The organism is Bradyrhizobium genosp. L, from assembly GCF_015624485.1.
GTDB lineage: Bacteria > Pseudomonadota > Alphaproteobacteria > Rhizobiales > Xanthobacteraceae > Bradyrhizobium.
On the sequence record NZ_CP061378.1, the window covers coordinates 4,005,816 to 4,018,004 of the forward strand.

At 62.6% G+C, this 12,189-nt stretch carries 18 protein-coding genes and 1 tRNA gene; 12 read left to right on the forward strand and 7 right to left on the reverse strand.

Features of this window, described 5'->3' with window-relative positions:
* The first annotated feature begins 48 nt into the window (after window positions 1–48).
* The 6 genes from IC762_RS18830 (at window position 49) to IC762_RS18855 (ending at window position 3,256) form a co-directional block, all read left to right on the forward strand.
* A tRNA-Lys gene (locus IC762_RS18830) sits at window positions 49–124 on the forward strand.
* Window positions 125–475: 351 nt separating this feature from the next.
* Complete coding sequence (locus tag IC762_RS35165) at window positions 476–652, forward strand: hypothetical protein (protein ID WP_210338381.1); 177 nt, start codon at window positions 476–478, stop codon at window positions 650–652.
* A 382-nt stretch (window positions 653–1,034) separates the two neighbouring features.
* Window positions 1,035–1,568, forward strand: coding sequence for a hypothetical protein (locus IC762_RS18840; RefSeq protein WP_195783766.1), 534 nt, complete (start codon window positions 1,035–1,037; stop codon window positions 1,566–1,568).
* The gene (locus IC762_RS18845) at window positions 1,565–1,807 is read left to right on the forward strand and encodes a hypothetical protein (RefSeq protein WP_195783767.1); all 243 of its coding nucleotides are present in this window, start codon (window positions 1,565–1,567) and stop codon (window positions 1,805–1,807) included. The genes IC762_RS18840 and IC762_RS18845 overlap by 4 nt, the downstream gene beginning before the upstream one ends.
* A 20-nt stretch (window positions 1,808–1,827) precedes the next feature.
* Window positions 1,828–2,061, forward strand: a complete 234-nt coding sequence (locus IC762_RS18850; protein ID WP_195783768.1) for a hypothetical protein — start codon at window positions 1,828–1,830, stop codon at window positions 2,059–2,061.
* A gap of 262 nt (window positions 2,062–2,323) precedes the next feature.
* On the forward strand, window positions 2,324–3,256 hold the full coding sequence (locus IC762_RS18855; protein WP_195783769.1) for a right-handed parallel beta-helix repeat-containing protein: 933 nt from the start codon (window positions 2,324–2,326) through the stop codon (window positions 3,254–3,256).
* 375 nt (window positions 3,257–3,631) lie between these two features.
* On the opposite strand, the gene IC762_RS18860 is transcribed toward IC762_RS18855, so the two are convergent.
* The 3 genes from IC762_RS18860 to IC762_RS18870 all read right to left on the reverse strand — a co-directional run bounded on the left by IC762_RS18860 (window position 3,632) and on the right by IC762_RS18870 (window position 4,674).
* On the reverse strand, window positions 3,632–3,964 hold the full coding sequence (locus IC762_RS18860) for a hypothetical protein (protein ID WP_246801085.1): 333 nt from the start codon (window positions 3,962–3,964) through the stop codon (window positions 3,632–3,634).
* Between the two features lie 129 nt (window positions 3,965–4,093).
* Complete coding sequence (locus IC762_RS18865; RefSeq protein WP_195783770.1) at window positions 4,094–4,255, reverse strand: hypothetical protein; 162 nt, start codon at window positions 4,253–4,255, stop codon at window positions 4,094–4,096.
* 209 nt (window positions 4,256–4,464) lie between these two features.
* Window positions 4,465–4,674, reverse strand: a complete 210-nt coding sequence (locus IC762_RS18870; protein WP_195783771.1) for a hypothetical protein — start codon at window positions 4,672–4,674, stop codon at window positions 4,465–4,467.
* Between the two features lie 467 nt (window positions 4,675–5,141).
* Between IC762_RS18870 and IC762_RS18875 the strand changes: the two genes are divergently transcribed.
* A complete protein-coding gene (locus tag IC762_RS18875; RefSeq protein WP_195783772.1) occupies window positions 5,142–5,369 on the forward strand; it encodes a hypothetical protein in 228 nt (75 codons plus the stop codon).
* 36 nt (window positions 5,370–5,405) lie between these two features.
* On the opposite strand, the gene IC762_RS18880 is transcribed toward IC762_RS18875, so the two are convergent.
* The 4 genes from IC762_RS18880 to IC762_RS18895 all read right to left on the reverse strand — a co-directional run bounded on the left by IC762_RS18880 (window position 5,406) and on the right by IC762_RS18895 (window position 7,749).
* Window positions 5,406–5,876, reverse strand: coding sequence for a hypothetical protein (locus tag IC762_RS18880; protein WP_195783773.1), 471 nt, complete (start codon window positions 5,874–5,876; stop codon window positions 5,406–5,408).
* A gap of 72 nt (window positions 5,877–5,948) precedes the next feature.
* Window positions 5,949–6,113, reverse strand: a complete 165-nt coding sequence (locus IC762_RS18885) for a hypothetical protein (protein WP_195783774.1) — start codon at window positions 6,111–6,113, stop codon at window positions 5,949–5,951.
* Between the two features lie 135 nt (window positions 6,114–6,248).
* Window positions 6,249–6,509, reverse strand: coding sequence for a DUF3551 domain-containing protein (locus IC762_RS18890; RefSeq protein ID WP_195783775.1), 261 nt, complete (start codon window positions 6,507–6,509; stop codon window positions 6,249–6,251).
* Window positions 6,510–6,897: 388 nt separating this feature from the next.
* Window positions 6,898–7,749 carry a 3-hydroxybutyryl-CoA dehydrogenase gene (locus tag IC762_RS18895; protein WP_195783776.1) on the reverse strand — a complete coding sequence of 284 codons (852 nt, stop codon included), beginning with the start codon at window positions 7,747–7,749 and terminating at the stop codon, window positions 6,898–6,900.
* A gap of 1,193 nt (window positions 7,750–8,942) precedes the next feature.
* Between IC762_RS18895 and IC762_RS18900 the strand changes: the two genes are divergently transcribed.
* From IC762_RS18900 to IC762_RS18920, 5 genes are all read left to right on the forward strand, one after another.
* Window positions 8,943–9,230: a hypothetical protein gene (locus IC762_RS18900; protein WP_195783777.1), complete on the forward strand. Its 288-nt coding sequence runs from the start codon at window positions 8,943–8,945 to the stop codon at window positions 9,228–9,230.
* A 189-nt stretch (window positions 9,231–9,419) separates the two neighbouring features.
* The gene (locus tag IC762_RS18905; protein ID WP_195783778.1) at window positions 9,420–9,623 is read left to right on the forward strand and encodes a hypothetical protein; all 204 of its coding nucleotides are present in this window, start codon (window positions 9,420–9,422) and stop codon (window positions 9,621–9,623) included.
* Between the two features lie 101 nt (window positions 9,624–9,724).
* Window positions 9,725–9,973 carry a hypothetical protein gene (locus tag IC762_RS18910; protein WP_195783779.1) on the forward strand — a complete coding sequence of 83 codons (249 nt, stop codon included), beginning with the start codon at window positions 9,725–9,727 and terminating at the stop codon, window positions 9,971–9,973.
* Between the two features lie 159 nt (window positions 9,974–10,132).
* On the forward strand, window positions 10,133–11,419 hold the full coding sequence (locus IC762_RS18915) for a hemolysin family protein (RefSeq protein ID WP_195783780.1): 1,287 nt from the start codon (window positions 10,133–10,135) through the stop codon (window positions 11,417–11,419).
* 107 nt (window positions 11,420–11,526) lie between these two features.
* Window positions 11,527–12,126: a formyltransferase family protein gene (locus IC762_RS18920; protein WP_195783781.1), complete on the forward strand. Its 600-nt coding sequence runs from the start codon at window positions 11,527–11,529 to the stop codon at window positions 12,124–12,126.
* Window positions 12,127–12,189: the final 63 nt, after the last annotated feature.

Sequence of the window (12,189 nt, forward strand, 5' to 3'; positions counted from 1 at the left end):
GACACCACAGGCAACCGCCGACGTCCGGACCCATATGTTCAGGTGAGTGAGCGCGTAGCTCAGGCGGTAGAGCACGTGACTTTTAATCATGGGGTCGAGGGTTCGAGTCCCTCCGCGCTCACCAAACAACATCAATAGTTTAGACTGAAAATCAGACACCAAACGAATTGCTCGTGTGGACGAAACGATTGCCCTGCTCTAAGCGTGCCGCCGCGGTGCCGTAGCGATCGGCCATGACCAGCATCGCCCGCCTCTCCTCCGGCATGACGCCACGTCCGGCGAGATGCCTGCGGACACGTTCAAGGCGGCGGTAGACTCCCCGCGCGGATTCGTCGTCAAGCCGCCATTTGGGTGCGCGCCGACAGGCGCACCCCCGCGCTCACTTGGCGTATCCGTGATCCTGCGGTGCAACGAATGGTAGATTCATCAAGGATTTCGTGCGGTAGTTGGCTCGGACCAGCGTGAGGAGAGTACGATGCCTGAAGCCGTGATGCTCCAGTTCAAATCGAGAAGGCGCGCTGCATTTGACCGGCGGGCCGCAGGGTTTAATCGGCAGGTCGCTGCCGCGCTCGCGGTATTTTCGACTGACGACCTTCGTCAACTCCTGGCCGAAATCGAACAAGCCTTGGAGGCTCGCGGCGCCTGCGAATAGCACCGTTGTCGAGCCCGACTGGCTGAGGCCGGCGCCCAGATGAGCGAGTGGCTGCGCTCTCCTGATCCGCAAGCTCGGCATAGAGCGCTCCAGATCGTTGCTGGCACGACCGTTGCGAGGTTTGTCTCGGCTGGGATTGCCCACCCCAGTTTGAAACAGGGCGCCGCCGGGACAGCGTATTTCGAGCCCGGCGGCGTATCTTTCCGGGACGGCGCGCTGTGCCAACCGTGTGCCAATTTGGCCTAGATGTTCTTATTCGCACGCTCTCGGCCGAACACCGTGTTCCGGCCGAAAGCTTCGTGGAATCAATTCCCCCTCTTGGGGAATCGCTTGCGCGCAACTGCCGGTTGCTCAAAATTGTGGGCCTCACCGAGGATCACCCATGAGCGATGAACTAGACTTGGAGCTGAAACGGCTTCAGATCGAGACCTCGAAGTTTGAACTCGAAGCAAAGCGATTGGAGTTGCAGAGCCGGCCGCGCTCTTTCTTTTTGAGTGCGATCTCGAATCCAATAGTAATCGCCGGCGCAATTGCGGCGATGGTTACGGTGTCGACCGGATGCATAAGCTATGTTCTCTCGGAACATCAGAAGCAACTGGAAGAAAAAAAGACGGACGCTCAAAAACGGCTTGAAGAACAGAAAGCCGAAGCGCAGATCAGATTAGCGCAAGTCAACGCGGACTCTCAGCGAAGGCTGGAGATACTGAAAACCGAATCTTCGTTGATTATGGATGCGGTTAGAACCGACAATCCAGATCAGGCCGCCGTAAATTTAAAGTTCTTGATCGATGCCGGATTGGTTTCTCAATCGGCACCGGACTTAGCTCGGTATCTGGACAGCCGCATGCCAGGCTCTGGGAAGACGCTTCCGCGTCCCCCCGCTTCTCCGCCTTTGAATCCTCCTCGCAACCGGTGACAGCCGCGGCGCGCGCCTGCCAGCAAGAGAAACTCCGCGAGCAGAATGCGCGGATCCGCGCCGATCGTATCAAGGAGGACCTGGCCGCATTGGAGCGGCTGCGGACCTACATCGTCCGGCAGCGGAGAGTCATCGTGCCGAGCGACGCGCTGCTCGCTGCGATCGACGACTATGTAGAGCAGCTGACCGGAGATCGAACCGCGCTCCACATGAAGGGGCACAGCATCGGAGTCGGATAGATTCGCAAAACCGGCCCGGCGTGACTATCTCCTGGCGGATGCCCTTCCGGAGAAAGCCCCTCGAAATCTCGCCAGAGGCCGCACGGCAGTTTGTCGCCGACATGCAGGCCTTTCATGCTGAGTACGACGTCGACCTGCGCGACGCGATCGCTGTCCGGACCAGGCACATGCTGCTGGACCACATGCCCAACGGCACGAAGCTTCGCCTGACGGAGGTCAAGGAGCTGTTCGATCAGATGAGGGCGCTGACATGACCGACGCGCTGCATCTGCTATGAGGACACGGGTCTGCGAGAACCACCAGGACCAGCCGTGAACCGAAGTTGCCATCTCCCGCGTTAGCAACCTAAAGCCATCATCCCTGCGATTACTTCCGCACCGAAGCGACCAGCAGATTGTCCCGACTCAGTCGCCCAACACCCTTGCGGGTACATGCGTTGATCGGCATGATCATACCAAGCGGTCCCATTTTGGCCGCCGGGCTTCGCCCGCAAAGATTTTTTAAAGGAGTAGAGACATGTCGTTCCGAAACGTCTGCTATTCTGTCCTCTTCGCCTGCGCATTGATCTCTTCAGGGTCTCAAGCCAAGGCAAACACCTTGTTCGTTGCAACCACCGGCTCCGATAGCAACAGCTGCTTTGCTGGCACTCCGTGCCAGAGCATAACGAGGGCACTCTCGCAGGCGAGTCCAGGTGACACGATCTTTTGTTTAAGCCCCGTCTTCGACGGCTTCATCCAGATTAACAAATCGGTCAATATCGATTGCTCGGGTGCCCGGGCGCTTATTCTCAGTATCGTTGTCAACCTGGCCCCCGGTGGCAACATTAACGCATCGGATTCAATTTCGACGGTTCACCTCCGCGGCATCTCGATGAACGGCTCGGCAAATGGCGGTCGAAGCCCTAGCGCGGGCATTACGCTGCAATTTGTTCAAAACGTATACCTCGAAGACGTGAGCGTTTCGGATTTTGGGGCACAGGGAATCCTCGATCTGCGCACCAACGGGTCTCCTGAACTCTATATTACGAATTCGATCGTCAACAACTGCGGCGGCCCAGGTATCGTCGCGGCAGCTTCCCACGGCTCCGGTCCGCTTCCAACGGTAGTACTCGAAAACGTCAGATCGGAAGGCAATGCCTATGGCGTTGCGGTTGCGGTCAACAACAATGTGGCGATCAATCGATCAGTTCTGTCCGGAAATTCCACAGCAGGTGTTATCGGCGATACCGGCGCGCACATCGTCGTCAACAATTCAACTATCAGCCACAACGGTTCCGGAGTGATCAGCAATTCGTCGGTCCGCATTTCTAACAGTGATATCGCGTTCAACACGACCGCCGTCTCGGGCAGCACGGGAACGTTCGGCAATAATCGGTTTTCAGGCAATACATCGACCGGTTCGCCGCTGACCCCTCTCGGAGCCGCATCCAGCGACGTTGCGCAACAGTAGGCAACTGCCCCCGTTGCAACAGGCCCGATGACGAAGTCCCGCGATTGCCGCGCGGCTTCCGCGATATGCTCGACAGGGATCACGACAACGAAAAGCCCGGCAGAAGCGGCTGCCGGGCGATCGTCAATACAACCAAGTAGGGCAATGCCGGCATTAAAACCCTTCGCCCATTACACCACTATGAATTTCGGGTCAGTAAGATTGCGGAGACCCCACCGGTGAGCGCAGGCGCGCGCCAGGGGGAGCACCCAATTCCACTTCCGGTCACATGCCGGCTCGATGTCGCATTGACGGCCTTCGCTCAACAGCAGGATTGATAATCGCCGGGCGATCCGCGGCTCAGACGCCGGCCGTCAGCGCGACGACTTCATGCGCTCACTGCGCCGCCTGCGCCTTCGCGGTCTCGGCTTGCCGATCACGCGCGGCGGTCAATTCTTTCTGCATCTTCGCGCGCTCATCCGGCGTCATGGTGGCCTGCTGGCGCGGTGGCGGCAGGTCTTCGACCGGGAGATAGCCGCTTTTCTTTGCCGGCATCGATGCGTCTTTCTTTGCGGGCGTCGGCGCCTCGGCGTGCGCGTCCATCAACGATGATTGCGGAGACGTTGCACAGCCGCCGAGCGGCACGCTCAATAGCAACAGCACCGCGGCGACGGGCGCCGCTCTCAAATGGGGGTAGCACGCAAACAACATGCGCGACCGTTCGACCAACATTGCGGGCCAATTGTGTCCGTCCGCAATTCCGTGATTGGTCGGCGTGCGGCGAGGTTAATCCGGGCTTAAAGACGCGGCAGGCGCGATCGGTGCTCGCCTGCCCGATGGCGAGCATCCACGCGCGCATCAATGCGCGCTGATCTTGCGCTTGTTTGCGCGCACGCGCTCTTCCGTCGAAGCGGCCGCGTCGTCGACGCGCTCGAAATTCTCTTCTTGCTTCGCGTTGGCCCAGGCCTGCTCGAGCCTGGCCAGCGACATCGTTGTGAAGTCGGCGCGATCGTCTCTCATGTGCAGTCTCACGCTTGGGTCCCCACCCAGCCCATGACTGGAAGGTGCACTCCGAAGCGCGGCAATTCTTTGGTGGAGTTCTGAAAAAACGATGACAAGCGAACGCTCCCGTCTCATCGCAGGAATACGCCCTAAGTCACTGAAATCGCCTCAATCTGCCCGGCATCACGCGCGCCGATCGCAACGCCGCTGCCCGCAATTTGAACAGCTCAGGTCAGCATCGAGATGATGGTCTGAACCTGATCGGAGGCGGAGGCCACCAGGCCGTCGAACGATGTCTGGCCGTGAGCCGCCGCGTGCAGGATGTATTCGGCGACCGCGGCCTTGAGGCCGAACACGACCTGGTCTCTCGGTACGCTTGCCATCACGGTCTCTAACGCATCACGCATCGTCTGGATGAGTTCGGAGCTGTATTTCATGGCGGCCCTCCGCATCGGCAGAATAGTCCGAGAGCCTCCGCCCGCCACTCACAAGCCTGCGATTCCGCGTTGCCTTTTCTTAATGAACTCGATCCTTAACAAGCGCGCGATCGGTTTGTGGCCGTTCTGCGCGCGCAATAACTACCTGCCGGTTCTTAGAGGGCCTCCAGCCTCCCGCGCATGTGATTGGTAACCGCGCTGCGCAGCCGCAATAACCAGTGCGCCTCCAAGGCACGACCACGAAAGCCCCGCTGCAGAGCTCACACTCGGCGGGGCTTTCTCAATTCGCCCTCGGGTCCCTTCGTCAAATCTTGATCCGCGGCGCGTCCCGCGCGCATCCGTCTTGCAGACCGAAAATCATTCCCCTACTGCTGGGGCTGCGCGCATGTCGTCAGGGGATCGAGTCTCGGCGAGCTCCGGGCGCTTCCACTGGAGACGGCCGCGGATGGCGCGGCGTTGGGTTGGCCTTGTTCGACCAGATGAAAAAACGTGATTGGGCGTTCGTCGCGGTCTGTGCCGCAGGTGCGCTTTTGTTCGGGGTCTGGAGCGTCCGGATGGGCATCGCGTTTCATCGCAGCCACCAGGGCGTGACGGAGCTCAGCAGCTCGCAGCGGCATCGTGCAGGCGCATCCGCTGAAGGCGCGGCGACGCGCGAGGCCGACGACAGCGACACGCAGACGGAGCAGCCGCGATAGGCGCGTGGCGGCGACGCCGCGCCGGGCGTGTCGATCTCAGGCGACCGCCAGGCCGGCAATCAGTGCTGGCTCATCCTCGTCCGGTTTGGCGCGCGCGATCTGGTTGCGGCGGCGCGCGCTGCCGGCGCGACGATGACGACCATCGATCCGACGCAGCGCATGCGACGCAAGCTGCGACATCCAGCGGAGGTGATCGGCGGCCTGCCTGATCATGGCGAGCACGGCCACCATGCGTGTCAGCAGGCTGACCAGCAGGATCATCGAGAAGATATCGATGTAGGCCAGCACGTCGCCGACCAGCATCAGTTCCGGAGGAAGCGGAATCCGGTGCAGATAGGCGCCGATCACGATGACGACGGGAATCAGCGCGATGATCTTCCGAAGGGTCAGCCGATCGAGCAGCGCGGCGAGTTCGACGACCAGGATCTGCCAGAGCCAATCGCCGACGGCGGCCGGCTTGTCGACGGTCCAAGTCTGCCAGAGTCGCTGCCACAACCGTTTCCGCATCGTCGCTTCCGTGCCTGCCGCCTGCGATGGTGAAGTTCACCATGCCGGCGGCAACGATTCAACATCGCACAGTTACGGCTCGGAAGACACCTGGCTTGCGCCGGCTTCGGGCGAAGCTGCCTGCTCGTCGCCCGAATCGCCCGACGGGAAGATGCGCTCGTAATTCGCCCGCGCCTCGCGGATCAGCCGCGCGCGTTCACGTTCGGCTTTCGAAATGAACCTGATGATCTCGCCCATTTGCTCTCCAGTTCCGGGACATCAGATGCGACCTGCACTGCAACCATCGTGCCGAAAGGCCGCCAAAGTCCCTCGCCGCGCCCTGCCAAGCAGCAAATCGCGCGTCATTGTTCGTGATCGACCTGATCCGGTGCGTTACCGGTACGCCCGCGGCGACATTCGCTGCTGGCTGAACGCAAAGCGTGGATTGTAGCCGCAATAGGCATCGCGGCCCGATGCCGACGCCTGGCACTGCTGATAGGTCTGGTAGCCGCAATAGCCGGGATATCCCTCGGCCCTGCCCTGAATGCACCAGGGATAGTCATAGGGATCGGCCGCCGCAGGCGCCGCGAAGCCGACAAGCGCGCCGGCGCCAAGCGCGGTGAACGCCATAATGGCCCAACTTGCTTTGCGCATGATCCTGTTCCTTCCTCGATCGGCGCCCAGCCTGATCTAGGGTACGGGAACGAGGTTCGCGAGGTTTCGGGCCGCTGCCTCAACAGACTGTGAGCCGGCGCGCCGCGACAAAAGCGCACGAGTCGGAATCGCCTCTGGATGCTAAAAAAAACACGAGGCCCGGCGTGCCTAGGAGGCCGGGCCTCGTGTCTTTCGTCCCCCGCCTCACGTGGCGGATCAGATAATGCCTGACGGCTCACCTGTTACGTCAGCTCATCCGCACGATCCATTCCGGATGACTACGGTGGCGCGCGGCGCCAAATCGCGACGAGATCGCGCGTTGACTCCTTATTGGGGCATGATCTTTTTGGAAAACCGCTTCACACTTTTCCGGATCAAGCCCGACGCCTCACTTGCTGTAGCTGTAGAATCCCTGGCCCGTCTTGCGTCCGAGATGCCCGGCATCGACCATCTCCTTCAGCAGCGGTGCCGGCCGGTATTTCGGGTCGTTGAAGCCGGTGTAGAACACGTCCATCACCGAGAGCATGGTGTCGAGCCCGATCATGTCGGCAAGCGCGAGCGGGCCGATCGGATGGTTGCAGCCGAGCTTCATGCCGGCGTCGATCTGCTCGGCGGTCGCGATGCCTTCCTGCAACGCGAAGATCGCCTCGTTGATCATCGGGCACAGGATGCGGTTCACGGCAAAGCCCGGGCTGTTCTTCGCTGTGATCGCGACCTTGCCGACGCGCTTGGCAAAAGCTTCCGCCTTGGCGACGGTGTCGTTGGAGGTCTGCAAGCCCCGGATCAATTCGAGCAGCGCCATCACCGGCACCGGATTGAAGAAGTGCATGCCGATGAAGCGGTCGGGACGATCGCTCGCCGCGGCAAGACGTGTGATCGAGATCGACGAGGTGTTGGTTGCGACCAGCGCGGCAGGCTTCAGGCCCACGCAGAGATCCTTCAGGATCTTGATCTTCAACTCCTCGTTCTCGGTGGCCGCCTCGATCACCAGATCGCAGGCGGCGAGCTTGGCCTTGTCGCTCGTGGCGGTGATCCGCGCGAGCGTCGCCTGGCGATCGGCTGCGGTCATCTTCTGCTTGGCGACCAGGCGGTCGAGACTTCCCTCGACGGTCTTGACGCCACGCTGCAAGGCGGCGTCGGAGACATCGACCATGGTCACCGCCAACCCCGCTGCCGCACACACCTGGGCGATGCCGTTGCCCATGGTCCCCGCGCCGATGATGCCGACCGTCTCGATCATTGTGTTCGTCCTTCCCCTCGCAGACCGCGGCGTCGCCGCCGGCACGGTCAGAAATGCGGACCTGCCGTCCGCGGATGAACGCATGCATAGCAGCCCGCTCCGATCGCGGAAACGGGACAAACCGGTACTATGGTGTTGCTATTCGGGTCGCGGCGGCACGGCTCGCCTCGGCGGGACGGGCGTGCGCGGCGGCGTATGGACTCGCGGCGGCTCGGCGGCGCGGGACGGCTCGAACAGGCGATTGAGCCGGACGATCCACCAGGCCAGCCGTCCGTAGCTGCGGCGCAGCGCCGATCCGGCTCCCTCGTCGATGTCATGCTCCGGTTCCATGGCGGGATTGCTAGCGTCGATTCCTTGAAGGAACAGTGTGACGTGACCGCACAGTGCGGGAGCGCTTGTTAGAGATTCGCTAACCAGTTTCGACTGCATGCGCACTGTTCGGCGATACCTGCCTGGACAAATGATCGGTTGTGCGACCTTCGCCCTACTTCCAAGCGAAGCAAAAGGTTGCTAATTTGTAATAGTGATTTGCGCTGTGAAACGCTGAGGGGTGCGGTGTTTCAACTATTTCAATGGTGGAAGACCAGCAAGCTCACCATGGCTTGCCCGCATTGCCGGGAAATTGCTTCCTCCGAGACGTTCCGGAAGGGCCGCTATATGGCCGGCGGGGCGCCACTACGCTGCGAACATTGCGGCGTCGCGGCGGCCGTGACGCTGTGGCGCTTTGCGGGATTATCCCACGGCGCCGATGAACCTCTCGGCTGCACCGAATCGCGGCAGCACGCATTCCAGTCAGAATCTCGCGCGCACTGAACGCGGCAGCGTGCCGATCATCACATTCGACCCGGTAATCAACCGGTAATCTCCCGGATTGAAGATGGCCGTGCTTGCGCCGCAGCATCACAATGCCGAGCGACTCGCGTTTTGTTGAATGAATTGCCGGAGCGATCGCTGCGACGAAAGGACATTGACGAAGAGGGCTACGCCCATGCTTGCTGAAAAGTTCATTATCCTTCTTGAGACCTTGCTCAAGAGCCAAGGCCATCCCGACGGAAGCCCGCGTGTGGTGAGCACATCGCCCCACGTCCCGGTCAAGCTGCCGGGCGGGAAATAGCCGGGCGGCTATCGACGGCGGGTCTATTCGCTGGCAACCTCGTCGAACGGGCCAGGCAGCCCGACGATGAGGTGAACAGATGAAACGCACGCTGGCGCTTGCCGTTCTGGCCCTGACCGTCGTTGCCCGGCCCGTGCAAAGCCACGAGTTCCTCCCTGCGATCCCGCCCGAGCTGGCGGTGGTTTCGCCGGTGCCGCCGCCCTTGCTTCCCTATCGTTGCACGGCCGGTCCGGTACGCATCGCCTATCACGGCGCGCTCTACCACGAGCCGCCGGCGATCTATCGCGGCTACGCCTACCGTCCATATTATCGCTACACCGCCGCCCGCCTCGTGCCGCGCACCTATTTCTGCGTGGACGCTGATTAGAGCGTTTTCAAGCGAAGCGGATACCGGTTCGCGTGAGGAAAGCGCGTCAAAACCAGACCTGGAGCTTCGGTTCCGATTGCAAATCAGAACCGAAAATGCGCGAGGCTCAGCGCGAGCAAGCGTGAGCCATCTCACAGCGGGCGGGACCGAGCCGGGCTACACCGACGCCTCAACAACGCGGGTGCCGCCATGGACAGCAAGACCGATTTCGTCGCCATCATTGTCGCAGTCTGCGTCGCCGCCTATGCCGCGATCCTGCTCGGCCATGTCGCTCAGAACGATCTCGGTCTCTCCGCGGTCCAGGTCCGTCACCTCGCGATGATCGCGGCGCTTGCCCTGGCGCTGCCGGTCGCGCTGGGCTCTCTGCGCACGGGCCCAGACAAGGTGCACTGACAAAGCGCACGCCTCCGCCTCGCCCGCTCGAAAACGCTCTAGGTGAAAACGCGCGAATCAGCATTACTACGCTACCGATCGTTGCTTGAGATTTTGGCGGCATGACCCAGTCCGAAGTCTTGAACCAGAATATCCGCGAGCTGCAGGAATGGCTGCGCAAGGCCTGGCTGCAGCTGGGGGATCCCTCGCTCACCGCTTTCTCACGCCGTGAACTGCGCAACCAGATGAAGCAGCAGAGCGCGGATTTGCGGATGCAGCTGCGGGCAGCCTCCGAGCTTCCGCCCGAGCCCTCGGTCACCGCCCCCAGGACATTCTCCAAACCGGAACTGCGGCTGCTGGCCTGGAGTTAGCGCGCATCAACCAGCGCCAAAATGCCGCGCCGATGCTGCGCATGCGGGTCATACGGGCGGCGCGGCCCATCAGGCACAGCAAAGTCGCGCCGCTGCCGCTATATAGGGGCGACGATGCCGCGACCCACGCGGCACAAGCCTAAAGCCCGAAGGACTCCCGTGCTGTATCTGGAACTGGCGATCGTGGCGGTGCTGATCATCGTCAACGGTCTCTTGTCGATGTCGGAACTTGCCATCGTCTCGTCGCGCCCGGCGCGGCTGGCGGCGCTGGTCGAGAAAGGCGTCTCGGGATCGCGCCGCGCGCTCACCCTGGCGTCCGATCCCGGTAAATTCCTTTCCACGGTGCAGATCGGCATCACCCTGATCGGCGTGCTATCCGGGGCCTTCTCCGGCGCAACGCTCGGTCAGCGCCTGACGCAATGGCTGCTCGAGCTCGGGCTGTCGGCCAGCGTCGCGGATGCGGCCGGCGTCGGCATCGTCGTCGGCATCATCACCTATGCCTCGCTGATCGTCGGCGAGTTGGTGCCGAAGCAGATCGCGCTGCGCGATCCGGAGCAGGTCGCGGTGAGGGTCGCGCCGGCGATGACCATGATGGCGAAGATGTCGCTGCCGCTGGTCTGGCTGCTCGACCGCTCCGGCAAGGCGCTGCTCTTGCTGCTCGGCCATCGCGAGGATGCGTCCGACCGGGTCAGCGAGGACGAGATCAAGACGCTGGTGGTCGAAGCCGAGAATGCCGGCGTGCTCGAGCCCGGCGAAAAGGAGATGATTGCCGGCGTGATGCGGCTCGGCGACCTGCCGGTCGGCGCCGTGATGACGCCGCGCCACGAGGTCAGCCTGATCGACCTCGCCGATCCCCTGCCCGAGATCCTGTCGGCGCTGCAGAAGAGCAGCCACTCGCGCTGCGTGGTGTTCGACGGCAACCGCGACCATGCGCTCGGCATCGTGCAGGCCAAGGACGTGCTCGACGTCTACCTCGCCGGCGCGACGCCCGACATCCGCGCGCTGACCCGCGACGCGCCGATCATCCCGGAGACCGTGGACGCTCGCGACGTGGTCGCGATCCTGCGCGACTCCGCGGTGCATATCGGCCTCGTGCATGACGAGTACGGCACCTTCCAGGGTGTCGTCACCAGCGCCGACATTCTGGAGGCCATCGTCGGCGCCTTCCACACCGAGCAGGGCCCGGCCGAGCCGGCCTATGTCAGGCGTGCCGACGGCTCCTACCTGATCTCGGGCTGGATGCCGGCGCTGCAATTCGCCGAGCTGCTCGGCGTCGCGCTGCCCTCGCCGCGGCCCTACCAGACCGCGGCCGGCTACCTGCTGCATGAATTCGGTGCGATCCCCGAGGTCGGCGCCAGGATCACGGCGCAGGGCTGGGAGTTCGAGATCGTCGATCTCGACGGCCGCCGCATCGACAAGATCCTCGCGAGCCGGCTCGCGGCCTGAGATTGCAAGCCGGCCGCCCTGTTGATAACCGGCATGAGGGCAAAACAGGCGGCCCCGTTATGCTATCGGCATAGCGGTCTTTATTGGTGAACCACGGAATTGATCCCATGCGCATTACCCTTGTCGGCTCCCGCCATTTCGGCGTGACGACCCTGAACATGCTGCGCGAGCACGGCGTCGACATCCTCAGGGTCGTGGTCCATGACGGCGAGGACCGGCTGGCGACGACGGCGAAGGGGCACGGCATCGAGGTGGTCGTGCAGGCCGATCCCAAGCTGGTGACCGCGAGCGAGATCGCCCCCGGCACCGATCTGATCGTGACGGCCCACAGCCACGCCCGGGTCAGCCGGGAGGCCCTGGCGGTCGCCAAGCACGGCGGCATCGGCTACCACCCGTCGCTGCTGCCCCGCCACCGCGGCATCGCGGCGGTGGAATGGACCATCAAGGAGGGCGATCCGATCGCCGGCGGCAGCATCTACCACCTCGCCGACCGCATGGACGCCGGCGCAATCGCCGCCCAGGACTGGGTGTTCGTCAAGAAAGGCGAGACCGCCCGCGAGCTGTGGGAGCGCGCGCTGGCTCCGCTCGGCCTGCGGCTGCTCGCCGAGGTCATCGACCACGGCAAGGCCCACGGCACCCTGCCCGCCAAGCCGCAGGACGAGCAGTTTGCCACCAAGGCGCCGAACCTGGGCGATGGCAAGCATTAGACTACCAAAATACCGCAAGAGATCGGCGAACCCGCAAAATTTCCCGTTCCGCGGCGGGAACCA

Bases quoted from the DNA above. Each gene is read 5' to 3' on its own strand.
- IC762_RS35165 (WP_210338381.1), top strand. From the start codon at position 476: ATGCCTGAAGCCGTGATGCTCCAGTTCAAATCGAGAAGGCGCGCTGCA.
- IC762_RS18840 (WP_195783766.1), top strand. From the start codon at position 1,035: ATGAGCGATGAACTAGACTTGGAGCTGAAACGGCTTCAGATCGAGACC.
- IC762_RS18855 (WP_195783769.1), top strand. From the start codon at position 2,324: ATGTCGTTCCGAAACGTCTGCTATTCTGTCCTCTTCGCCTGCGCATTG.
- IC762_RS18865 (WP_195783770.1), bottom strand. From the start codon at position 4,255: ATGAGAGACGATCGCGCCGACTTCACAACGATGTCGCTGGCCAGGCTC.
- IC762_RS18870 (WP_195783771.1), bottom strand. From the start codon at position 4,674: ATGAAATACAGCTCCGAACTCATCCAGACGATGCGTGATGCGTTAGAG.
- IC762_RS18880 (WP_195783773.1), bottom strand. From the start codon at position 5,876: ATGCGGAAACGGTTGTGGCAGCGACTCTGGCAGACTTGGACCGTCGAC.
- IC762_RS18885 (WP_195783774.1), bottom strand. From the start codon at position 6,113: ATGGGCGAGATCATCAGGTTCATTTCGAAAGCCGAACGTGAACGCGCG.
- IC762_RS18890 (WP_195783775.1), bottom strand. From the start codon at position 6,509: ATGCGCAAAGCAAGTTGGGCCATTATGGCGTTCACCGCGCTTGGCGCC.
- IC762_RS18895 (WP_195783776.1), bottom strand. From the start codon at position 7,749: ATGATCGAGACGGTCGGCATCATCGGCGCGGGGACCATGGGCAACGGC.
- IC762_RS18900 (WP_195783777.1), top strand. From the start codon at position 8,943: ATGAAACGCACGCTGGCGCTTGCCGTTCTGGCCCTGACCGTCGTTGCC.
- IC762_RS18905 (WP_195783778.1), top strand. From the start codon at position 9,420: ATGGACAGCAAGACCGATTTCGTCGCCATCATTGTCGCAGTCTGCGTC.
- IC762_RS18910 (WP_195783779.1), top strand. From the start codon at position 9,725: ATGACCCAGTCCGAAGTCTTGAACCAGAATATCCGCGAGCTGCAGGAA.
- IC762_RS18920 (WP_195783781.1), top strand. From the start codon at position 11,527: ATGCGCATTACCCTTGTCGGCTCCCGCCATTTCGGCGTGACGACCCTG.